This window comes from Actinacidiphila sp. bgisy160 (genome assembly GCF_057707815.1).
The window spans coordinates 1-21,196 of sequence record NZ_JBYIQW010000040.1 but is presented as its reverse complement, the minus strand read 5'-3'; the positions used below and the strand labels follow the sequence as shown (position 1 = coordinate 21,196).

Annotated in this window: 16 protein-coding genes and 1 pseudogene; 4 read left to right on the top strand and 13 right to left on the bottom strand. The window is 74.2% G+C overall.

Going from position 1 to position 21,196, the window contains the following annotated elements; all coding sequences use genetic code 11:
* Positions 1-77 precede the first annotated feature (77 nt).
* Positions 78-2,612 (top strand): SCO5717 family growth-regulating ATPase, encoded by a 2,535-nt coding sequence (locus tag AC3EUJ_RS26475; protein ID WP_431965535.1) that lies wholly within the window; start codon positions 78-80, stop codon positions 2,610-2,612.
* 77 nt (positions 2,613-2,689) lie between these two features.
* Here the strand turns inward: AC3EUJ_RS26475 and AC3EUJ_RS26470 are convergent, their stop codons facing one another.
* The 9 genes from AC3EUJ_RS26470 to rimP all read right to left on the bottom strand — a co-directional run bounded on the left by AC3EUJ_RS26470 (position 2,690) and on the right by rimP (position 15,131).
* On the bottom strand, positions 2,690-3,643 hold the full coding sequence (locus AC3EUJ_RS26470; RefSeq protein WP_431965533.1) for a bifunctional riboflavin kinase/FAD synthetase: 954 nt from the start codon (positions 3,641-3,643) through the stop codon (positions 2,690-2,692).
* A gap of 220 nt (positions 3,644-3,863) precedes the next feature.
* Entirely contained in the window at positions 3,864-7,520 is a 3,657-nt protein-coding gene (locus tag AC3EUJ_RS26465) for a serine protease (protein ID WP_431965531.1), read from the bottom strand.
* A 682-nt stretch (positions 7,521-8,202) separates the two neighbouring features.
* Positions 8,203-9,084, bottom strand: coding sequence for a tRNA pseudouridine(55) synthase TruB (truB, locus tag AC3EUJ_RS26460; RefSeq protein ID WP_431965529.1), 882 nt, complete (start codon positions 9,082-9,084; stop codon positions 8,203-8,205).
* Positions 9,081-9,539, bottom strand: a complete 459-nt coding sequence (rbfA, locus tag AC3EUJ_RS26455) for a 30S ribosome-binding factor RbfA (RefSeq protein ID WP_431965527.1) — start codon at positions 9,537-9,539, stop codon at positions 9,081-9,083. Before rbfA ends, truB begins: the two co-directional genes overlap by 4 nt.
* Before the next feature lie 42 nt (positions 9,540-9,581).
* Positions 9,582-9,875, bottom strand: coding sequence for a DUF503 domain-containing protein (locus tag AC3EUJ_RS26450; protein WP_431965611.1), 294 nt, complete (start codon positions 9,873-9,875; stop codon positions 9,582-9,584).
* Between the two features lie 144 nt (positions 9,876-10,019).
* Positions 10,020-13,103, bottom strand: a complete 3,084-nt coding sequence (infB, locus tag AC3EUJ_RS26445; RefSeq protein ID WP_431965525.1) for a translation initiation factor IF-2 — start codon at positions 13,101-13,103, stop codon at positions 10,020-10,022.
* 154 nt (positions 13,104-13,257) lie between these two features.
* Complete coding sequence (locus AC3EUJ_RS26440; RefSeq protein ID WP_431965523.1) at positions 13,258-13,539, bottom strand: YlxR family protein; 282 nt, start codon at positions 13,537-13,539, stop codon at positions 13,258-13,260.
* A 78-nt stretch (positions 13,540-13,617) separates the two neighbouring features.
* Positions 13,618-14,604, bottom strand: coding sequence for a transcription termination factor NusA (gene nusA / locus AC3EUJ_RS26435; RefSeq protein WP_431965521.1), 987 nt, complete (start codon positions 14,602-14,604; stop codon positions 13,618-13,620).
* A 2-nt stretch (positions 14,605-14,606) separates the two neighbouring features.
* On the bottom strand, positions 14,607-15,131 hold the full coding sequence (gene rimP, locus AC3EUJ_RS26430; RefSeq protein ID WP_431965519.1) for a ribosome maturation factor RimP: 525 nt from the start codon (positions 15,129-15,131) through the stop codon (positions 14,607-14,609).
* Between the two features lie 148 nt (positions 15,132-15,279).
* Between rimP and AC3EUJ_RS26425 the strand changes: the two genes are divergently transcribed.
* The 3 genes from AC3EUJ_RS26425 to AC3EUJ_RS26415 are packed head-to-tail and all read left to right on the top strand — an operon-like array spanning position 15,280 to position 17,254.
* Positions 15,280-15,840 carry a hypothetical protein gene (locus tag AC3EUJ_RS26425; RefSeq protein WP_431965517.1) on the top strand — a complete coding sequence of 187 codons (561 nt, stop codon included), beginning with the start codon at positions 15,280-15,282 and terminating at the stop codon, positions 15,838-15,840.
* An 8-nt stretch (positions 15,841-15,848) separates the two neighbouring features.
* Positions 15,849-16,295: a ferritin-like domain-containing protein gene (locus AC3EUJ_RS26420; protein WP_431965515.1), complete on the top strand. Its 447-nt coding sequence runs from the start codon at positions 15,849-15,851 to the stop codon at positions 16,293-16,295.
* Between the two features lie 23 nt (positions 16,296-16,318).
* Positions 16,319-17,254 (top strand): aminoglycoside phosphotransferase family protein, encoded by a 936-nt coding sequence (locus tag AC3EUJ_RS26415; protein WP_431965513.1) that lies wholly within the window; start codon positions 16,319-16,321, stop codon positions 17,252-17,254.
* 506 nt (positions 17,255-17,760) lie between these two features.
* Here the strand turns inward: AC3EUJ_RS26415 and AC3EUJ_RS26410 are convergent.
* The 4 genes and pseudogenes from AC3EUJ_RS26410 to AC3EUJ_RS26395 all read right to left on the bottom strand — a co-directional run.
* Positions 17,761-19,449, bottom strand: coding sequence for a proline--tRNA ligase (locus tag AC3EUJ_RS26410; RefSeq protein WP_431965511.1), 1,689 nt, complete (start codon positions 19,447-19,449; stop codon positions 17,761-17,763).
* Between the two features lie 70 nt (positions 19,450-19,519).
* Positions 19,520-20,053, bottom strand: a complete 534-nt coding sequence (locus AC3EUJ_RS26405; protein ID WP_431965509.1) for a GNAT family N-acetyltransferase — start codon at positions 20,051-20,053, stop codon at positions 19,520-19,522.
* 14 nt (positions 20,054-20,067) lie between these two features.
* Positions 20,068-20,913 carry a GNAT family N-acetyltransferase gene (locus tag AC3EUJ_RS26400; protein ID WP_431965507.1) on the bottom strand — a complete coding sequence of 282 codons (846 nt, stop codon included), beginning with the start codon at positions 20,911-20,913 and terminating at the stop codon, positions 20,068-20,070.
* 129 nt (positions 20,914-21,042) lie between these two features.
* Positions 21,043-21,196: pseudogene (locus AC3EUJ_RS26395) on the bottom strand (flavodoxin-dependent (E)-4-hydroxy-3-methylbut-2-enyl-diphosphate synthase); the annotation flags it as partial.

Sequence of the window (21,196 nt, the reverse complement as noted above, 5' to 3'; positions counted from 1 at the left end):
CCGCGGGAACTCCGAGACGGGGGAATCGCGTCCGCTCCGACGGAAGAGGCGCGTACATCAGTTGACCAGGAGGCACAGTGAGCAGCGATCAGGACGACATCCGCACGGGCGGGGCCGTCCCGGACGGGGAACAGTCCGACGCGGACCTCACGGGCGAGTTCCAGATCGACTACGCGCCGCCGTCCTGGTACACCCAGCAGGCGGGCGGAGGAGCGCCGACGCCCGCTCCCCCGGCCCCGGGTCCCGCGGTGAGCCCGCCGCCGCCCGTCGGGCCCCCGGTGGGTCCGCCCGTGGCACCGCCGGTGGCGGCCGCGTCCGAGGCGACGCCGCAGGAGCCGCAGATCCCCCGTCAGCCGCGGGCCGGGCAACCGCCCGTCCCTGCACCGGCGGAACCGCAGCCCGCTCCGGTGGCCCCCGACCCCGCCCGCGAGGCGGCCGCGGCGGCGGTCTTCGCCGCCCCCGAGCCCGCCAGGGCCGAGGAACCGCAACCGGTGCACCCGCAGCCGGTGGAGCCCCAGCCGGCGCAGTCCCAGTCGGCGGAACCGCCGTCGGCGGATGAGTCCGCGCCGGTCGCAGCCGGCGCCGAGCCCGCCGAAGCGGAGCCCGCGGAGCCGGACGCCCTGCCGCGGCCGCCCGTGCCGCAACCCGGGGAAGCACCCGAGGCGGAGGCCGCGCCCGCCCCCGACGAGCAACAGCCCGGGCCGCAGCCGCCCGTCGCCCCGCCGCCCGCGCCGGCGCCGCAGTCCCAGGTGCCACCGCTGCCGCCGGAGTACCAGCCGGCCACCCCGCAGGAGGCGCCGCGGCAGCACGCTCCGGTGCCGCCCGCGCCGCAGCAGGGGTACGGCTACCCGCAGCCGCCGCACCAGGGCGCGCCGTGGAACGACCCCAACGCGCCGACGCCGCAGCCGCCGTACGGCTACGGCTACCCCCAGCCCGCCCCGCCCCCGCACGGTTACGGCTACCCGCAGCCGGACCAGGGCGCGCCGTGGGGCGACCCCAACGCGCAGCAGCCTCCCCAGCCGCAGCCCCAACCTCCGTACCCGCAGCAGGGATACGGCTACCCGCAGCCCGGGCCCGGTCCGCAGGCCCAGCCCCAGCCGCCCATGCCGCCGTACGCGCAGTCGGCCCCGCAGCAGCCCCCGGCTCCCGCACCCGGCCCCGGGCCGGCCCCGCAGCAGGGGCAGCGGCCGGTGCCGCCTTACGCCGACGGCCCCAATCCCCCGGCGCCGCCGTACGGTTACGGCTACCCGCAGCCCGGCCCGGGCCCGCACGCCCAGCCGCAGCCCCAGCCGCCGGTGCAGCCCCAGCCACAGCAGCAGCCCACCCCGCCCGTGGACCCGCGCACGGCCGCCGGCTGGGGTGGCCCCGGTCCCGGCCAGGAACAGCAGCAGCGGGTGATGCACGGCGCGCCGCTCGGCTACAACGCGGCTGTGGAGCTGTCCTCGGACCGCCTGCTGCGCCAGCAGCCGAAGGCACGCAAGAACAACAACCAGCCGTCGCGCTTCAAGATCGGCGCGAAGAAGGAGGAGCAGGAGCGCCAGCGCAAGCTGGACCTCATCCGCACCCCGGTGCTGTCCTGCTACCGGATCGCGGTGATCAGCCTCAAGGGCGGCGTCGGCAAGACGACGACCACCACCGCCCTGGGCTCCACGCTCGCGTCCGAGCGCCAGGACAAGATCCTCGCCATCGACGCCAACCCGGACGCCGGCACCCTCGGCCGCCGCGTGCGCCGCGAGACGGGGGCGACGATCCGCGACCTGGTCCAGGCGCTCCCGCAGCTCAACAGCTACATGGACATCCGCCGCTTCACCTCGCAGGCGCCCTCCGGTCTGGAGATCATCGCCAACGACGTGGACCCGGCCGTCTCCACCACCTTCAACGACCAGGACTACCGCCGCGCGCTGGCCCTGCTCGGGCAGCAGTACCCGATCATCCTCACCGACTCGGGCACCGGACTGCTCTACAGCGCGATGCGCGGCGTGCTCGACCTGGCCGACCAGCTGATCATCATCTCCACCCCGTCGGTGGACGGTGCCAGCAGCGCCAGCACGACCCTCGACTGGCTCGGCGCGCACGGCTACGCCGACCTGGTGCAGCGCAGCCTCACCGTGATCTCCGGGGTCCGCGAAACCGGAAAGATGATCAAGGTGGACGACATCGTCGCGCACTTCGAGACCCGCTGCCGCGGCGTCGTCGTGGTGCCCTTCGACGAGCACCTCGCCGCGGGTGCCGAGGTCGACCTCGACATGATGCGGCCGAAGACCCGGGAGGCGTACTTCCACCTGGCGTCGCTGGTCGCCGAGGACTTCGTCCGCGCCCAGCAGGCCCAGGGCGTCTACCCGCCCCAGCAGCAGATGCCGCCGCAGCAGGGCGGCTACCCGCCCCAGCAGGGGCAGCAGCCGTACCCGCCGCAGCAGCCGATGCCTCCCCAGCAGGGGTACGGCTACCCGCAGCAGCCCTACGGACAGCCGGCCCCGCCGCCCCCGACCGCGCAGGGCGGCATGCCCCAGGGCTGGACCCAGCAGCCGCCCCCGCCCCCGCATGAGGCGCAGTCCGGGCAGCAGCCCCCGCCGCAGGGGCCCGTCCCGCCGGGCTGGACCCAGCAGCAGTGAGCGCAAGGGCCCGTCCCGCCGTCGTGGCGGGACGGGCCCTTCCCGTCGGTGCGGTCAGCGGCGCACCGGCCGCCGGTTCACTTCGCGCCGTAGGCGTCGACCAGTTCCCGGGCCCGCTTGACGTCGCCGGCCATCCGCTCCAGGAGCGCGTCGATCGTGTCGAACTTCTCCATGCCCCGCAGGTAGGCGAGGAAGTCGACGGCGACGTGCAGCCCGTACAGCTCCAGCCCGACGCGGTCGATGGCGTACGCCTCCACGGTGCGGGCGGTTCCGTCGAAGGTGGGGTTGGTGCCGACGGAGATCGCGGCGGGCATGGCCTCGCCCTCGACGTGCAGCCAGCCGGCGTAGACCCCGTCCGCGGGGATCGCGGTGTGCGGCAGCGTCTCGACGTTCGCCGTGGGGTAGCCGAGGTCGCGGCCGCGCTGCGCGCCGCGGACGACCACGCCCTCGACGCGGTGCGGCCGCCCGAGGATCTCGGCGGCGCCCGCGACGTCGCCCTCGGCGATCAGTCGGCGGGTCATGGTGGAGGAGAACGGCTCGCCGCCGCCCGCCTCGCCCGTCAGGTAGAGGTCGACGACGTCCACCTCGTAGTCGTACTTCAGCCCCATCGCGGCCAGGAACTCCACGTCACCGGCCGCCTTGTGCCCGAAGCGGAAGTTCGGGCCCTCGACGACGGCCCGCGCGCGGAGCGCGTCGACCAGCACGGTACGGATGAAGTCGCCCGGCGAGAGCCGCGAGAACTCGGCCGTGAACGGAAGGATGAGCAGCGCGTCGACGCCCAGCTCCGCCATCAGCTCGGCGCGGCGGTGGTGGGCCGCAAGCAGCGGCGGGTGGCTGCCGGGCCGGACGACCTCGCTGGGGTGCGGGTCGAAGGTGACGACGACGGAGGCGACGCCCAGCTCACGGGCGCGCTCCACGGCCCTGCCGATGATCAGCTGGTGCCCGCGGTGGACGCCGTCGTACGAGCCGATGGTGACGACGCTGCGTCCCCAGTCCTCAGGGACGTCCTCCAAGCCTCGCCAGCGCTGCACAGTGACCGCTCCTCGACCGCCGATGGTTCTTCGATGTGCAGGTCCAAGCCTGCCATGCCGGGGCGCGCCCCGGCGCGGCGCCCCCGTTGACCGCGCCATTGCGGCGCGTCCTCGGCGGCCGGGCCGCCCGCGAGCCGGACCACATCCGGGTGGCACACGACCGTGCCGCCCCAGGCGGCCGTGCTGATCACCAGGGCAGCCCGGGGCCGGTGCGGGCCGGTCACAGACCCACCGCCTCGGCGGGCGCCAGCTGGTCGCACATGCGCCGGGCGCTGGGGCCGATGACCGCGTCCCAGACCCCAGGGCCCGCGCCGTCGGGGCAGTCCGCGGTCAGCCATCCGCGCACTTGCCGGGCGAATCCAGGCGACCCGCTGACCAGCTGCACCAGCCGCCGGTCGAACAGGGCCGCACCCTCGGGCGTACGGCAGAGCATGAGGCCGACCCGGTGCACCAGATCGCGGGTCGTCCGGGCCGGCCGCCCGGCGCACCCGTCGGCGGCCGCGGTGAGGAGGGCGTCCAGCACGGCCGGGTCGCGTTCCTGACCCAGGAGGACGTCCAGCAGCTCCCGGCGCAGCGGTCGGGAGACATGGCTGCCCGGTGCGGCCAGCACGGGCGCCAGCACTCTGCGCACCTGCGGCGGGTGCTCCCGTAGCAGTCCGGTGACCAGCGGGAGCAGGACGGCACGGGCGGCCGGCCCGTGCTCCAGGCGGCGGTCGAGGTAGGCCGCCGCGTGCCCGGCGTCCTCCGGGCGGTGAGCGAGATGGTCCCACACCAGGGCGGCCGCCCGGCGGGCGAGCGCCGGGGTGGACACCTCGGCCAGTTCGCGCAGCACCTCGGCGGCGCCGGGGCCGGGCTCGCGCAGCCGGGAGTGGAACGCGGCGAGCACCTGCTCGGGGTGCGTGGGGAGGGCCGCGGCGAGCGCCGCGGCCGGCAGCAGCGGGTCGCCCGCGGCGAAGCCGTCCAGCGCGGCCCGCAGATGAAGGGAACGGGTCGCCGGGTCCCGCACCAGGAGGCCGAGTGCGGCGCCGTGCAGGGCACGGTCGGCGGGGTGGGCCAGGATGGCCAGGGCCGCGTGGCGCAGCAGCTCGCGGTCGGCGGCGAGCGCGGCGTGCGGGGCGGCCAGCAGGCCGTACGTGGCCGCGGCGGCGTGCCGCTCCGGCCGGTCGTCGTGCGCCCAGCGGTCGACGGCGCGGCACACGGCGGACGGCTCGTCCTCGGCGAGGGCCGCCAGCACCTCCCGGGCACGTGGGTGGTCCGTGGCGGCCAGAACCTCGGTGAGGTCGTCCACGGCCTGCCTCCGGTGCGTGTGGAGCAGGGCCTGCGCCGCCGTGGCGACCGTCGGCCGGGGACCGGAGGGTGCGGACTGCAGCAGCCGTTCGTCGGCGAACCAGTCGCACAGCGCGGGCAGCGACGGCCGCGGCGCCGCCGCCAGCACCTCGCCTGCCGCCGTCAGGAACCGCTCCCGCGGGCCGTCCGCGGCGCGGGGCGGGCCGTCGGCGGGCAGCAGCAGGCGCAGCAGCGCCAGGCGCTCCTCCGGGGACAGCCGCAGCCGCCGCCAGAACCACGGCCCGAACTCCCCCAGCCCCGTGCCCTCGTGGAAGCCACCGGCCTCGATCGAGCGGGCGGTGACGCGTTCCGCCAGCAGCCGCAGCACGTCCCGGTACGGGGTCGCGTCCGGCACCCCGAGCAGGGTCTCCCCCAGCAGATGCGCCGCCCACCACACCGCGTCCGCGCGCCGGGCCGCCGTACGCGCCGCGCCCCCGGCCTCCCCGCGCTGCCGGGGCACACCGTCGAGCGGGACGGTCCCGCCGTCGCGGGGCGCGGGCGAGGCGGCGTCGCGGTCGAGCACCAGGACCAGTTGCCGCAGCCTGCGGGCGAGGGTTTCCGGCCCCGGCCGGCGCGCGGTGAGCAGCAGCGCCTGCACGACGGGGCCGATGCGGTGCCGCGGCACGGGCAGGCAGCGCGGCGCGGAGGGCGGGGCGAGCGGCGGCGCGGGCGGCACCGGCGGCACGGCGGTGTGCCGCGGCAGCGCCCCGGCCCGGGCGGGCAGCCGCACGGGGACCTCGGCGCAGCCGTCCCGGTCGCCGGCCGACCAGCGGTGGACCAGGGCGTACAGTGCCTCGTCCAGGTCGAGCTGGCAGCCCTGAAGCCAGTCGCCGAACTCCTCGTGGGCGAAGCGGTACCCGGCGCCGGCCGGCACCAGGAGCCCCTCCGTGAGCACCGCGGCCGCCCACCCGGGGCGCCACGGGAACAGCTCCTCGAAGGACGCGCGGTCCAGTTCGCCCTGCCCGGGGCCCAGGCAGCGCCGGGCCGCCTCGTGCGCCTGACCGGCGACGCGGGCGGCCAGCCGCCGTACCTCCGTGGCCGGGGCGTGGGCCGCGGCGGCCGCGATGCGGCCCGCGATCCGCAGGCAGACCAGGTCCAGGTGGGCCGAGAAGACCTCGGCCCGGCCGGGCCGTCCCGTGAGGCCACCTCCGGCGGCCCGTACCTCAGACAGCAGCCGCAGCGCCAGCGGATGAACCGCGTCCTGCCCTGCGAGGGCACCCGCGGGCAGCCCGTGCCGCTCCCGGACGAGCCTCGCCGGCTCCTCCGGCAGGGCGCCGAGGCGGAGGCAGGCGGGCAGCGGCCGGGCCCCCGGCGGGGTGCCGGCGTCGTGGAGCAGGCCGGGCGGAAAGAGCGTGCCGGCCTGCTCCCAGTACTCGGGGCGGCACGCCACGATCAGCCGCATCCCCGCCACACGCAGCCAACGCGCCGTCTCCGCGGTCCACTCGGGCAGCGCGTGGGCGAGCAGCGGCGGCATCTCCTCGGGAGCGTCCAGGACGACGAGCAGCGGCCGTCCCACGGCGCGCGCCAGGCGGGCGACGGCATCGGGCGACGCGTCGGCCGGCGCGAGCTCCGGCGCCTTCCCGGCGTGCAGGACGCGTCCCGCGGCGGCCAGTGCCCGCTCCACGGCCTCCCTCAACCCGGCGTCTGCCGCCCGCAGTTCCGCCCCGCGCAGCCACACCGTGGGCGCCGGGTCCGGACCCGCGGCGCGGCGGGCGGCCAGTGCCTCCAGTTCGGTCGTGCGGCCGCTGCCAGGGGCGCCGACCAGGCCGAGCACATGGGCGCGTCCTTCCTCCGTGAAGCGCGCCAGCTCCGCCTCCGTGTCCGGGCGCGCGACGGTCTCGCGCCAGGGCCGCGGCCGGGCCGCGCTGCCTACGGAGGTCGCGCTCAGCAGCAGCGCGCCGGCGATGTTCAGGTGCGGCCCGTACGCGGGCACGGTCGCCGCGTTGCGCGCCAGCACGTCCGCGAGCACCCCGCTTTCCGCGGGCGCCCGCAACGGCACGGCGAATCCACCCGCGCGCCGCCCCGCGTGCAGCGCGGTCACCACGAGGCCGTGCACGGCACCGGTCTCCGCGTCGATCACCGGCTCCCCCGAGGCGACCGCGCGCAGCGGCTCGTCGTCGCCGCGCGAACCTATGAGCTCGTACGCCGTGTCGAGCAGGTGGAAGCGGTCCGTCGCGGTGTACGTCACCGGCGCCGTCCCCGCGATTGTGGCATTCACCCAGGCCGCGCCGCGCAACCGCACGCAGCGGCCGGGCCCGTCGGCCCGCGCGAACCCGGCCACGGGCAGCGGCGGTACGTCCAGCCCCTCCGTCGCCACGAGCGCGAGCCCCAGCTCCGGCAGCGGCGTGATCGCGGGCGCCTCGACGAGGATCGTCTGCTCCCCGTGCGCGTGCAGCACGAGCCGTACGAGGCCGTCCACGGCCTCGTGGCTCGTCACGAGCGTCCCCCGCCCGTCCCGCGCCTCGACCAGAAACCCCGTCCCCCGCGGCCGTCCGGCCAGGTCACGGACGCGCACCAGCGCCCTGTCGACATCGGCGGGCAGTACCGCCATCTGCGTACCTCCCCGCCACAGTGCCCGTTTCGACCGTAGACGTCCGTTGATCGACACAACAGGTCCCATGTCGAAAGCGCCCCCGAGCGCTCCCTCTCTTCACTCCGAGCGCCTGCCCGTTGGAGTGAATTGATCTTGTGGGGTGGATAGGGACGGGAGGAGGGGGATCGTGCGGCGCGGGCCGCGAGGGGGGAGGGCCCGCGCTCCACGGTTCTTGGTTCGGGCCTGCGCGCGTGCGAGGTGGGCCGGGAGCGGGGCCTTTGGGGTGGGCATTCCGGCCACGTGCGGCGCCGTTGTGGTTGTGCACCCGGCTATCACTGGGGGTGCCCCTGCGCATGCGGTGAAACCGCCTGCCCACGCCCCCACCGGCCGTTGGCCGCGGAACCGACGGAGGGGGCGGGGTCGTAGGGGTGGGCGTTCTGGACCCTGACGCATATGTGTTGTGCAGCACAGACGGCACAACCTGAACCGCCCGCCATGCACATAAGTATGCGGTCCAGAATGCCCAGCCCCGGAGGCCCCGTTCCCGGCCCATCCACGCACGCGCGCAGGCCCGCACTGATCGTGCCGGGCAATCGGGCGGGCGGGTGGGCGGGTGGGGAACTCCGCCGCAGGCGCAGACAACCCGCACACGACAACGGACCGCAACCACAACCACTTGGCACGCGAGCGCAGCGCAGCGTCACCCGAGGTTGGCGAGGATCCTGGCCTGGCCCTCCCGCTCTTCGACCAGCGCCAAGAACTCCCCCTCCGGCCCGAACACCGCCGTGGGCACCGCGCCCAGGGACGGCGGCGCGTCCAGCCGCACGCCGTTGCCGAGCAGCCGCGCCTGCCGGGCGTCCACGTCCCACCGGGGGAACGCCGCCGCCGCGGCCTGCGCGATGGGCAGCACCGCGAAGGACTCCGTCAGCTGCTCCAGCGTGCGGGCGAGGCCAGCACCGTAGGGCCCGACGCGGGTGCGCCGCAGCGCGGTGAGGTGGCCGCCTACGCCGAGCCCGGCGCCCAGGTCACGCGCGAGGGCCCGGATGTACGTGCCGGAGGAGCACTCGACCGTGACGTCGACGTCGACCACGTCGCCGCCTTCGAGCGGCACGTGCCGGACGTCCCGCACGACGAACGACGAGACCGTCACCGGTCGCGCCGCCAGCTCGAAGTCCTCGCCTCCGCGCACGCGGGCGTACGACCGGACGCCGCCCACCTTGATCGCGCTCACCTTGGACGGCACCTGCAGGATGTCGCCGGTCAGCGGCGCGATGGCCGCGTCGATCGCCTCGCGGGTGACCCCGTCCGCGGGGACCGCGGCCGTGACCTCGCCCTCCGCGTCGTCCGTGACCGTGCTCCGGCCGAGCCGGATGGTCGCCTCGTACTCCTTGCGGGTGAGCGCGAGGTGCCCGAGCAGCCGGGTGGCCTTCTCGACGCCGATGACGAGGACGCCGGTGGCCATGGGGTCCAGCGTGCCCGCGTGCCCCACGCGCCGCGTCCCGGCCAGTCTGCGCAGCCGGGCCACGACGTCGTGCGAGGTCATACCGCCCGGCTTGTCGACGATGACAAGCCCGTCCTTCATCGGGCGCCGTCCTCCCCCTCGTCGTCGCCCTCGTCCTCGGCCGGCTTGCGGTACGGGTCCGCGTCGCCGGCGTAGGAGGCGTCCGTGGCGGTCTTGCGGACCTCCTCGTCGGCCAGGCGGGCCTTGGCGAGCAGATCCTCGATGGTGCGCGCGTTCTCCGGGATCGCGTCGGCGACGAACGTCAGGGTGGGCGTGAAGCGCACGCCGGTCTGCCGTCCGACCTCCGAGCGGAGGACGCCCTTGGCGCTCTCCAGCGCCGCCGCCGAGGCGGCCCGCTCCTCGTCGTCACCGAAGACCGTGTAGAAGACGGTCGCCTCCCGGAGGTCACCGGTGACCCGGGTGTCCGTGATCGTCACGTAGCCCAGCCGCGGATCCTTGATCCGCCGCTGGAGCGTCTCCGCGACCACGACCCGGATGCGGTCCGCCAGCTTGCGCGCCCGCGCGGTGTCGGTCATGCGTGCTCTTCTCTCTTCTCTTCACGCTTCGGTACGTGAGTGTCAGTCGTCGTCCCCGTGCACCTGCTGCCGCGCCGACAGCAGGTCCACCTCGGGGCGCGAGGCCATCCAGCGCTCGCAGCGTCCGAGGACGTCCTTGATGTGCCCGAGGTCCCCGGACACGACCGCCACGCCGATCTCGGCCCTGCGGTAGAGGTCGTGGTGGTCGACCTCGGCGACGCTCACCGCGAACTTGCGGTGGAGCTCGGCCACGATCGGCCGGATGACGGACCGCTTCTCCTTCAGCGAGCGGACGTCGCCGAGAAGCAGGTCGAAGGACAGCGTCCCTACATACATGGGCATCAGGTCAAGCCGACCTGTGGGGCCTCGTCGTGAACGGTGCGAACACCGTGAACAGCAATCACCACAGTAAAGGCAACGGCCGGGGCCGATCGACGGAATTTACCCTCCGCCAACCGGCCCCGGTCATGTGTCCCTCGATCAGACGCGAGGCTTCTCGCGCAGCTCGTAGGTCGCGATGACGTCGTCGATCTTGATGTCGTTGTAGTTGCCGAGGTTGATACCGCCCTCGAAACCTTCACGAATCTCGGTGACGTCGTCCTTGAAGCGCCGCAGACCCTCGATGTTGAGGTTCTCGGCGACGACCTTGCCGTCGCGCAGCAGGCGCGCCTTGGCGTTGCGCCTGACCTCGCCGGAGCGGATGAGCACACCGGCGATGTTGCCGAGCTTGGAGGAGCGGAAGACCTCGCGGATCTCGGCGGTGCCGAGCTCCACCTCCTCGTACTCGGGCTTGAGCATGCCCTTGAGCGCCGCCTCGATCTCGTCGATGACCTGGTAGATCACCGAGTAGTAGCGGACGTCGACACCCTCGCGCTCGGCCAGCGACGTGGCGCGGCCCTCGGCCCGCACGTTGAAGCCGATGATGATGGCGTCGGAGCCCGCCGCCAGGGTGACGTCGGTCTCGGTGACCGCACCGACACCCCGGTGGAGGATGCGCAGGTCCACGTCCTCGCCCACGTCGAGCTGGAGCAGCGAGGACTCCAGGGCCTCGACCGAACCGGATGCGTCGCCCTTGATGATGAGGTTGAGCTGCTGGACCTCGCCGGCCTTGAGCACCTTGTCCAGGTCCTCCAGGCTGACCCGGCGACGGGACTTGGCGAAGGCCGCGTTGCGCTCGCGGGCGGCACGCTTCTCGGCGATCTGACGGGCCGTACGGTCCTCGTCGACCACCAGGAAGTTGTCGCCGGCACCCGGCACGTTCGTCAGACCGAGCACCAGGACCGGGGTCGAGGGGCCGGCCTCGTCGACGGTGTTGCCGTTGTCGTCGAGCATGGCGCGGACACGGCCGTAGGCGTCGCCGACGACCATGGTGTCGCCGACCCGCAGGGTGCCGCGCTGGACCAGGACGGTCGCCACGGCGCCGCGACCGCGGTCGAGGTGGGCCTCGATCGCGATGCCCTGTGCGTCCTGCTCGGGGTTGGCCCGCAGGTCCAGGGCGGCGTCCGCGGTGAGGACCACGGCCTCCAGCAGGCTGTCGATGTGCAGGCCCTGCTTGGCGGAGATGTCGACGAACATGGTGTCGCCGCCGTACTCCTCGGCCACCAGGCCGTACTCGGTCAGCTGACCGCGCACCTTCGTCGGGTCCGCGCCCTCGACGTCGATCTTGTTGACCGCGACCACGATCGGCACGTCGGCCGCCTTGGCGTGGTTCAGGGCCTCGACCGTCTGGGGCATGACGCCGTCGTTCGCCGCCACCACGAGGATCGCGATGTCGGTGGACTTGGCACCACGGGCACGCATGGCGGTGAACGCCTCGTGACCGGGGGTGTCGATGAAGGTGATCGCCCGGTGCTCGCCGTTGACCTCGGTGGCCACCTGGTAGGCACCGATGTGCTGGGTGATGCCGCCGGCCTCGCCCGCGACCACGTTGGTCTTGCGGATCGCGTCGAGCAGGCGGGTCTTTCCGTGGTCGACGTGACCCATGACGGTCACGACCGGCGGACGCGCGACGAGCGCTTCCTCGCCGCCCTCGTTCTCGCCGAACTCGATGTCGAAGGACTCGAGCAGCTCGCGGTCCTCCTCCTCCGGGCTGACGATCTGGAGGGTGTAGTTCATCTCGTCGGCGAGCAGCTGCAGCGTGTCGTCGGAGACGGACTGGGTCGCGGTGACCATCTCGCCGAGGTTCAGCATCACCTGGACGAGCGACGCCGGGTTGGCGCCGATCTTCTCGGCGAAGTCGGTCAGCGAGGCACCACGGGACAGGCGCACGGTGTCGCCGTTGCCGCGGGGCAGCAGCACGCCGCCCACGGACGGGGCCTGCATGGCCTCGTACTCCTGGCGCTTCGCCCGCTTCGACTTGCGGCCACGGGCCGGACGACCACCGGGGCCACGGCCGAATGCGCCCTGCGTGCCACCGCGGCCACCCGGACCACCGGGACGACCACCGAAGCCGCCACCACCGGGGCGGCCGGCGAAGCCGCCGCCACCACCACCGGGGGCACCACCCGGACGCGGACCGCCGAAGCCGCCGCCACCACCGGGACGACCGCCGCCACCACCGGGGCGACCGGCGAAGCCGCCGCCACCACCGGGACGACCGGCACCGCCACCCGGGCGCGGGCCCGGACGCGGACCGGCACCGGGACGGCCGGGGCCGCCGCCGGCAGCGGGACGCTGCGGCATCATGCCGGGGTTCGGACGCGGGCCGCCGCCCTGCGGACGGGGCATGCCGCCCGGGGTCGGACGCGGACCGCCGGAGGCGGCACCGCCACCGGGACGCGGAGCGCCACCCGGACGAGGACCGGCGGCACCCGGGGCGCCACCGGGACGCGGGCCGGGCTGGCCGGGGGCACCACCGTGGCCGCCGCCGGGACGCGGAGCCTGCGGGCGCGGCATGCCGGTGGAGCCGGAGGTGAAGGGGTTGTTGCCCGGACGGGGACCGGCCGGACGCGGGGCACCCGGACGCTGGCCCTGGCCACCGGGACGCGAGGCACCGGGGCCACCCTGGCCACGGCCGCCGTCACGCTGACCGGGACCGGAGGGACGGGTGCCGGGACGCGGGCCGGGGGAACCGGGACGCGCGGCGGCGGGGCGCTCGGCCTGGGCCGGACGCTCCTGAGCGGGCCGCTCCGGGGCCGGCGGGGCGGAGAACTCCGCCTGCGGCACCGGGGTGACCGGGGCGGGCTTGGCCGGGGCCGGCTTGGGACCCGGAGTCGGGCGCGGGCCCGGGGTCGGCGCGCCACCGGCGGGCTTGGGAGTGGGGGCGGGTCCCGCGGCCGGCTTCGGGGCCGGAGCAGCGGGACGGGCCGGCGCACCCGGAGTGGGCGTGGCCGGCTTTGCGGGCGCGGCCTTGCGCGGCGCCGCGGGCCTGGCAGCCGAGGGCTTCGAGGAGGCGGAGCCACCACCGGAACCCTGCAGTGCGTCAGTCAGCTTGCGAACAACCGGCGCCTCGATCGTCGAGGACGCCGAACGGACGAATTCGCCAAGTTCTTGGAGCTTGGCCATGACGACCTTGCTCTCAACTCCGAACTCCTTGGCGAGTTCGTATACCCGGACCTTAGCCACTTCGCTCCTTCATGAGGTCCGGGGTGGTCGTCCGCCGGACCGTCGCTACTTCATGGGCGTACTCATCGCGTGCTCATCGAGTGCTCATCGCAATCTCGACCTACTTCCAACTCGCGGGGTACTGACCGCACGGTCGCCCGAGCGGTCTTCCTGCCTACTCACGGTGTGCCGGCTCGACGTACCCACGGAGGTCCGCGGTGTCCAGCGGTCCCGGGGCCCGGAAGGCCCGTGGGAACGCCCGGCGGCGGACCGCCAGGTCGAGACAGACGGTGTCGGGGTGCACGTACGCACCCCGACCGGGCAGCGTACCGCGAAGATCGGGAACACAGCACTCCCCGACCATCGCCACACGCAGCAGATCGCGCTTGGCCGCTCGCTCCCTGCACCCGATGCACGTGCGCTCCGGGCGTGCTGAGACATGCGTCCGGCCAGACATCCTTAGTCTACCTCCCCGCGCCGACCTCACCCCTCCGGGTTATTCGACGCACGGTTGTTCCCTGGTTACCCGCCGGTGCTACCGCTCGACCTGCTCGGTGTCGGGCCGGATGTCGATCCGCCAGCCCGTGAGCCGTGCGGCCAGGCGGGCGTTCTGCCCTTCCTTGCCGATCGCCAGCGACAACTGGTAGTCCGGCACGGTCACCCGCGCGGAGCGGGCGGCCATGTCGACGATCTCCACCTTGCTCACCCGAGCGGGTGACAGGGCGTTGGCGACCATCTCCGCCGGGTCGTCCGACCAGTCGACGATGTCGATCTTCTCGCCGTTCAGTTCGGCCATCACCGCGCGCACCCGGGCGCCCATCGGGCCGATGCAGGCGCCCTTGGCGTTGAGCCCGGAGCGACCGGAACGGACGGCGATCTTCGTGCGGTGGCCGGCCTCGCGGGCGATCGCGGAGATCTCGACGGAACCGTCCGCGATCTCCGGGACCTCCAGCGCGAAGAGCTTCTTCACCAGGTTGGGGTGGGTGCGCGAGAGCGTCACGGACGGACCGCGCACCCCCTTGGCCACCCGGACGACGTACGAGCGAAGGCGCGTGCCGTGCTTGTAGTCCTCGCCCGGCACCTGCTCCTGCACGGGCAGGATCGCCTCGAGCTTGCCGATGTCCACCAGCACGTTCTTGGGGTCCTTGCCCTGCTGGACCACACCCGTGACGATGTCACCCTCACGGCCGGCGTACTCACCGAAGGTGATCTCCTCCTCCGCGTCCCGCAGCCGCTGCAGGATGACCTGCTTGGCCGTGGTCGCGGCGATCCGGCCGAAGCCGCTCGGCGTGTCGTCGAACTCCCGGGGCTCGGAGCCCTCGGGGGTCTCCGACGGGTCCTCCTTGGCCCACACGGTGACGTGGCCGTTGGTGCGGTCCAGTTGCACGCGCGCGTTGCGGCGGCTGCCCGGTTCGCGGTGGTACGCGATGAGGAGCGCCGACTCGATCGCCTCGACCAGCAGGTCGAAGGAGATCTCCTTCTCCCGTACCAGACCCCGCAGGGCACTCATGTCGATGTCCACGGCTACGCCTCCTCAGTGCTCTCGTCGCCGTCAGTATCGGCACCGGCCGGGTCCTTGCGACTGAATTCGATCTCCACCCGCGCCTTGGCGATCTCGCCGAAGGCGACACGGGCGGGTTTGGGCTTGCGTCCCTTGACACCCGGGACCTCCAGGTCGAGCCCTTCCTCGTCGACCGCGAGGATCCGCGCGACGAGCTGCTCACCGGCGGCCGTCGTCAGCTTGACCAGCCGGCCCTCGTTGCGCCGGAAGTGGCGCGGCTCGGTGAGCGGGCGGTCCACGCCCGGCGAGGAGACCTCCAGCAGATACGGCGACCCACCCATGGCGTCGGCGTCGTCGAGGACCTGCGAGATCTCCCGGCTCAGCTCCGCGAGCGCGTCCAGCGGAGCGCCCTCGTCGGAGTCCACGATCACCTGGAGCTGCCGCCGGCTGCCGGCGGCGGTCACCTTGACCTCTTCCAGTTCCAGCCCCGTCTTCGCGACAAGCGGCTCAAGCAGCCCGCGCAGCCTCTCGCTCTGGGTGGTGCTCATCCGGGTGACTCCTCGGCCGCGTGTGCTGTTGTGGTGGAAGGTCGTGTGTCGGGCCAAAGCCTATCGGTTCGGGCCCCGGAACGACGATTCGGCACAGCGGAGGGCGCCGTCACGGCCCCCGGGCGCCGCGCGGGTACCCTCACGTGAGGTGATCACGGGAAGGGGCACTGTGCCGCTCAGCAACATTCCCCGCCGGCGCGCGGTCCGCGCCGCCCTCGTCCTGCCGGCCGCGGCCGGACTGCTCGGCGGTTGCTCCAGCGAGACACCGCCCGAGGGGACTTCCGCGAAGGGCTCGCCGTCCGCCGACGCGAACGTGACGCTGCGCAGGCGGGCCGTGCGGGACAGCGCGGCGCTGCTCGCGCGCTACGACGCCACCATCGCGGCGCATCCGGACCTGGCGAAGCGACTGCGGCCGCTGCGGGCCGAAGTGGCCCGCCACGTCGAGGCGTTCGGCACGTCCGGGCGGGCCGCGTCCCCGTCCGCCGCGCCTTCGTCGTCGTCCTCGCCGTCGTCCACCCCGTCGCCGACTTCCTCGCCGTCCGTCCCCGCGCGGGCCGGGGACGCGCTGTCCGCGCTGTCGGCGGCCGAACGCACCCTCGCCGACGCCCGGGCCGCCGTGCTCCTGGGCGCGCCGCCCGAACTCGCCCGCCTGCTCGCCTCGGTGGCCGCCTGCGGCGCCGGGCACGTCCTGCTGCTCAAGGAGCACTGACCCGACTCATGGCACAGCAAGCGCTGCTCAAGGCCGTCCAGGCCGCACTCTCCGCCGAGCACGCCGCCGTGTACGGCTACGGCATCGTCGGCGCCCGCGTCGGCGGCGAACGGGGCGAGCAGGCCCAGCAGGCGTACGACGCGCACCGCGCCCGCCGCGACTCGCTGCGCCGCACCGTCGGCGACCTCGGCGCCGAACCCGTGGCCGCCGAGCCCGCGTACGCCCTGCCGTTCGACGTACCGGACGGCGCGGCGGCCGTGCGCCTCGCCGCGGAGATCGAGGACCGGGTCGCCGGCGTCTACGCGGACCTCGTGCGCGCCGCCGACGCCGACCTGCGCCGCGAGGCCGCCGACGCGCTGCGCGAGGCGGCGGTCCGCGCCGTGCGCTGGCGCGGGGGCAGCGTAGCCTTCCCGGGGCTGGCCGAACGCGCGCGGACGGCCGCGGAGAACGTTTAGCACCAGGAGGGACGTACCCACGCATGGCCTCGGCACCACAGCCCCAGCACCTGGAACCGCCCGAGCGGCTGGTCCGCACGGTCAGCGCCTGGCAGGGCGAGGCGGGCCGCGCCTGGCTCGCCGGCCTCCCCGAGCGCGTCGCGGACCATCTCACGCGCTGGGAGCTGCGGCCGGAGCGGGTTCTCTCCCCCGGCGGCCAGATCAGCATGGTCGTCCTGGTACGGCAGGCCGACGGCACCCCCGCGACCCTCAAGGTCGGCCTCGTCACGGACGAGACCCGGCACGAGCACGCCGCCCTCGCCCGCTGGGACGGCCGCGGCGCGGTCCGCCTGCTGCAGGCCGACCCCGAAGCGGGGGCGCTCCTGCTGGAGCGCCTGCACAGCGACGTGTCGCTGCGCTCACTGCCCGAGCAGAAGGCGATGCTCGAGGCCTGCGCCACCCTGCGGCGGCTCTGGATCCCCCCGGGCGAGGGGCACCCGTTCGTGCCGGTCGCCGAGCGCACGGCGCGCCTGGCGGCGCTGCTGCGGGAGCGGCGCGAGCAGCCGTACGTGCCCGAGGAGGCCCGGGCCCTGGTCGACGAGGCCCTCGCGGTCCGCGACGAACTGTGCGCGGCCGCCCCGGGCGAGGCCGTACTGCTGCACGGCGACTACCACCACGGGAACGTGCTCGCCGCGGACCGCGTGCCGTGGCTGGCCATCGACCCCAAGCCGGTCGCGGGCGACCCCGCGTACGACCTGGCGTGGCTCGTCCGCGACCGCCTGGAGACGCTGGTCGCGACGCCGGGGTCGCAGTCCGCGGCCCGCCGGAGGGTCGCCAAACTCTCCGACTCCCTCGAGGTCGACCGGGACCGCGTCCGGGCCTGGTCCCTGTTCCGCGCCGTGGAGGCGGGCGTGTGGGCCTTCTCCGTGGGCGACCGTCAGGGCGGGGAGTTGCTGCTGGAGTTCGCGGCCTGGCTTTGACTCTACATTTTACCTCGCAGGTCACTCGACCTGCTGATCTGCGGTTCCTCTCGGGACAGTGGGGGCGGCCGTTCTCCGCCCTTCGAGAGGTCGGGTCACGGAGCACGGGAGAACGGCCGCTGCCCAGGAGTCTCCCCGCCGAGACGCCGCCCGCAGGTACTGCGTTGGACGTGTTGTCCCGCTTTCGGGTCGACTTCTACGACTGCTTGTACAGCCAAGCCGATGCGCTCTTCGAGCTCGCCGACGCGGTGCTGTGTGCAGACGGGCCGGTGAAGACCTGGTCGAGCTGTCGCCGGTGGTCGGGCATCGACGGGGGCACGGCGCCTTGTAGGCCGCGTCGGACCGGGGCCGGCCGGAGCCGGTGCGGTTGCGGCGTACGCTCCGCTGCCGCAGGCGGCCGCCGGGCGGATCGTGCCGGCACGGGCGGGGGAGAAAACCGCAACCCCGACCACAACGGCGCCGCGCACCACCACAACCGGGCAGCCCGGCGCAGCGGCCCGCAGCCGCTACGCCGAGAGGCGGGAAACCGCCTCCGCGACCGGCAACTCCTCCCGCTCCCCGCTCCGGCGGTCCTTGACCTCGACGACCCCGTCCGCCGCCCCTCGCCCCACGACGAGAATCGTCGGCACCCCGAGCAGCTCCGCGTCGGTGAACTTCACGCCCGGCGAGACGCCCGCGCGGTCGTCGACGATGACCCTGACCCCGGCCGCGTGCAGCTTCTCCGCCACCTCGAGGGCCAGCTCCGTCTGCAGCGCCTTGCCCGCCGCCACGACATGGACGTCCGCCGGGGCGACCTCGCGCGGCCAGCACAGGCCCTGCCCGTCGGCGGTCTGCTCGGCGAGCGCGGCGACCGCGCGGGAGACGCCGATGCCGTAGGAGCCCATGGTGACCCGGACCGGCTTGCCGTTCTGGCCGAGGACGTCGAGCTCGAAGGCGTCGGCGTACTTGCGGCCCAGCTGGAAGATGTGGCCGATCTCGATGGCCCGGTCCAGCCTGAGGCCGGCGCCGCAGCGCGGGCAGGGGTCGCCGGGCTCGACGGTGACGACGTCGAGGTACTGGTCGACCTCGAAGTCGCGGCCGCAGACGACGTTGCGGGCGTGCGTGTCGGGCTTGTTGGCGCCGGTGACCCAGGCCGTGCCGGGGGCGACGCGCGGGTCGGCGAGGTAGCGGACGCCGGTGAGGCCCTGCGGGCCGACGTAGCCGCGGACGAGGTCGGGGCGGCCGGTGAAGTCCTCCGCGGTGACGAGCTCGACCTCGGCCGGGGCGAGGTGCTCGCCGAGCTTGCCGAGGTCGACCTCGCGGTCGCCGGGGACGCCGACGGCGACGATCTCGCCGTCGACCTTGACCAGCAGGTTCTTCAGGGTGGCCGAGGCCGGCACACCGAGGTGCGCCGCGAGGGTCTCGATGGTGGGGGTGCCGGGGGTGTCGACCTCCTCCAGCGGCGGGTGCGCGGCGCCGTCGACAGGGGGCACCACCGTGGTGACGGCCTCGGTGTTGGCCGCGTAGTCGCAGGCGGGGCAGTCCACGAAGGTGTCCTCGCCGGCCGCGGCGGGGGCGAGGAACTCCTCGGAGGCCGAGCCGCCCATCGCGCCGGAGACGGCGGAGACGACGCGGAAGTCGAAGCCGAGCCGCGAGAAGATCTTGATGTAGGCCTCGCGGTGCAGCCGGTAGGCCTCGGCGAGGCCCTCGTCGGTGGTGTCGAAGGAGTAGGAGTCCTTCATCTGGAACTCGCGGCCGCGCAGCACGCCGGACCGGGGCCGGGCCTCGTCGCGGTACTTGGTCTGGATCTGGTAGAGGATCACCGGCAGGTCCTTGTAGGACGTGCACTGGTCCTTCACCACCTGGGTGAAGATCTCCTCGTGCGTGGGCCCGAGCACGTAGTGCGCGCCCTTGCGGTCGCGGAGCTGGAAGAGCAGGTCGCCGTACTCCTCGGCGCGCCCGGTGGCCTCGTAGTTCTCCCGCGGGAGGAGCGCGGGCAGCAGGACCTCCTGGCCGCCGATGGCGTCCATCTCCTCGCGGACGACACGTGCGACGTTCTCCAGCACCCGCTTGCCGAGCGGCAGCCAGGTCCACACCCCCGCCGATGAGCGGCGGACGTATCCGGCCCGGACCAGGAGCTTGTGGCTCGCGGTCTCGGCGTCGGCCGGGTCGTCGCGCAGCGTCTTGAGCATCAGCCGGGACATGCGCAGGACCATGGGGGCTCTCCAGGGGGTTTCGTACCGTTCCGCCGAGGATATCGAGCCGCGGGGCGCCGCCGGAAACGCGTTATCGCGCGAGTGGGAGGTGGGCGCCCATGACCGCGTAGGGGCTGGCCGCGCTGGGGAAGTGCACGGGCCGGGCCAGGTCGATGTAGCCGAGGGCGCGGTAGAGCCGCCGGGCCCGGCTCTCGGTGTCGATGGCGGAGAGGATGCTGCGGGGCTCGTCGGCGCTGTCGGTGATGGTGGTGATGAGGGCGCGGCCGAGGCCGCGGCCCTGGAAGTCGGGGTGGACGTGCAGTTCGGTGATGGTGAAGGAGTCGTCGAGCCACGCCTCGGTGCCGGCGCGCCGCAGGTAGGGCTCGACGACCGTGGACCACCAGTGGGTGCGGCTGTTGGGCATGCCGTACACGAAACCGGTGAGCCGTCCGCCGGGGGTGAGCGCGCCGAGCGCGCGGACGCCGGGGAAGCAGAGGTGCCGCAGCACGATCTGGCGCCGGATGGCGACCTCCTCCGCGCCCAGCCCGAAGGCGACCGCCTGGACGGCCAGTGCCTCGTCCACCCGTGCCGCCAGGTCGATCGGCTCGACCGCCACGTCCTCCATGGGCGGCGACACTACTAGAACAGGACGCTCATGAAGGCGCCGACCTCGGTGAAGCCGACGCGGCGGTAGGCCGCGCGGGCGGGCGCGTTGAAGTCGTTGACGTAGAGGCTGGCCACGGGGGCCACGTCGCGCAGCGCGTAGTGCAGGACGGCGGCCATGCCGGTCTCGGACAGGCGGCGGCCGCGGTGCTCGGGGGCGACCCAGACGCCCTGGATCTGGCAGGCGTGCCGGGTAACGGCGCCGATTTCCGCCTTGAAGACGACCTTGCCGTCCTCGATGCGGGCGAACGCCCGGCCGGAGCCGACGAGTTCGGCGACGCGGGCCTGGTAGATCAGACCGCCGTCGCCGGCGAGCGGGGAGACGCCGACCTCCTCGGTGAACATGGCGACGCAGGCCGGCATGATCACGTCCATCTCGTCGCGCCGGACCCGCCGCACGTACGGGTCGGGCTCGACCCGTGTGGGCAGCGAGCGGGTGACCATCAGCGGCTGGTGGGCGCGGACCTCGCGGGCCGGTCCCCAACTGGGTTCGAGCAGCGACCACAGCGCCGCGGTGGCGTCGGCGGGTCCGACGATGGAGGAGCAGCGCCGCCCGGCGCGCAGCGCCCGCTCGGCGAAGGCGCGCACGGCCTCGGGGCCGGCGCAGATCGGGACGAGGTTGGCGCCCGCGTAGCACAGCGCCTCGAGACGGCCCCCGGAGTACCAGCCCCACATCTCGCCGCCGAGGCGCCAGGGGTCGAGTCCGGCGACGGCGACCCTGGACGCGACGAACGCGTTGGCCACCGGATCGCGGTCGAGCACCGCGAAGGCGGCGTCGAGTTCGCCGGGCTCCATGACCTTGGTCGTCGTGGTCGTCAACACGTGGGGCGCCTCACCGTACGGGCCGCAGCGGTCGGGGGAAGTCCCCGAACCTTACCTCGGGAACGCGTGTTCCGCCCGTGCCCGCCCGTATCCCGGACCGGGGGTCCGGGACGCGGAGGGGATGATGGGTCAGCTGACGGAGACGGAGGGCTCGCCGGAGGTGACGCCGTCGGCCTCCATCTGCTCGGCGAGCTTCATGGCCTCCTCGATGAGGGTCTCCACGATCTTCGACTCCGGCACGGTCTTGATGACCTCGCCCTTGACGAAGATCTGCCCCTTGCCG

Coding starts and splice junctions, on each gene's coding strand:
- rimP (WP_431965519.1), bottom strand. CDS start 15,131: ATGAGCACCACCCAGAGCGAGAGGCTGCGCGGGCTGCTTGAGCCGCTT.
- AC3EUJ_RS26450 (WP_431965611.1), bottom strand. CDS start 9,875: ATGTATGTAGGGACGCTGTCCTTCGACCTGCTTCTCGGCGACGTCCGC.
- AC3EUJ_RS26465 (WP_431965531.1), bottom strand. CDS start 7,520: ATGGCGGTACTGCCCGCCGATGTCGACAGGGCGCTGGTGCGCGTCCGT.
- AC3EUJ_RS26415 (WP_431965513.1), top strand. CDS start 16,319: ATGGCCTCGGCACCACAGCCCCAGCACCTGGAACCGCCCGAGCGGCTG.
- AC3EUJ_RS26405 (WP_431965509.1), bottom strand. CDS start 20,053: ATGGAGGACGTGGCGGTCGAGCCGATCGACCTGGCGGCACGGGTGGAC.
- rbfA (WP_431965527.1), bottom strand. CDS start 9,539: ATGACCGACACCGCGCGGGCGCGCAAGCTGGCGGACCGCATCCGGGTC.
- AC3EUJ_RS26420 (WP_431965515.1), top strand. CDS start 15,849: ATGGCACAGCAAGCGCTGCTCAAGGCCGTCCAGGCCGCACTCTCCGCC.
- truB (WP_431965529.1), bottom strand. CDS start 9,084: ATGAAGGACGGGCTTGTCATCGTCGACAAGCCGGGCGGTATGACCTCG.
- AC3EUJ_RS26440 (WP_431965523.1), bottom strand. CDS start 13,539: ATGTCTGGCCGGACGCATGTCTCAGCACGCCCGGAGCGCACGTGCATC.
- AC3EUJ_RS26410 (WP_431965511.1), bottom strand. CDS start 19,449: ATGGTCCTGCGCATGTCCCGGCTGATGCTCAAGACGCTGCGCGACGAC.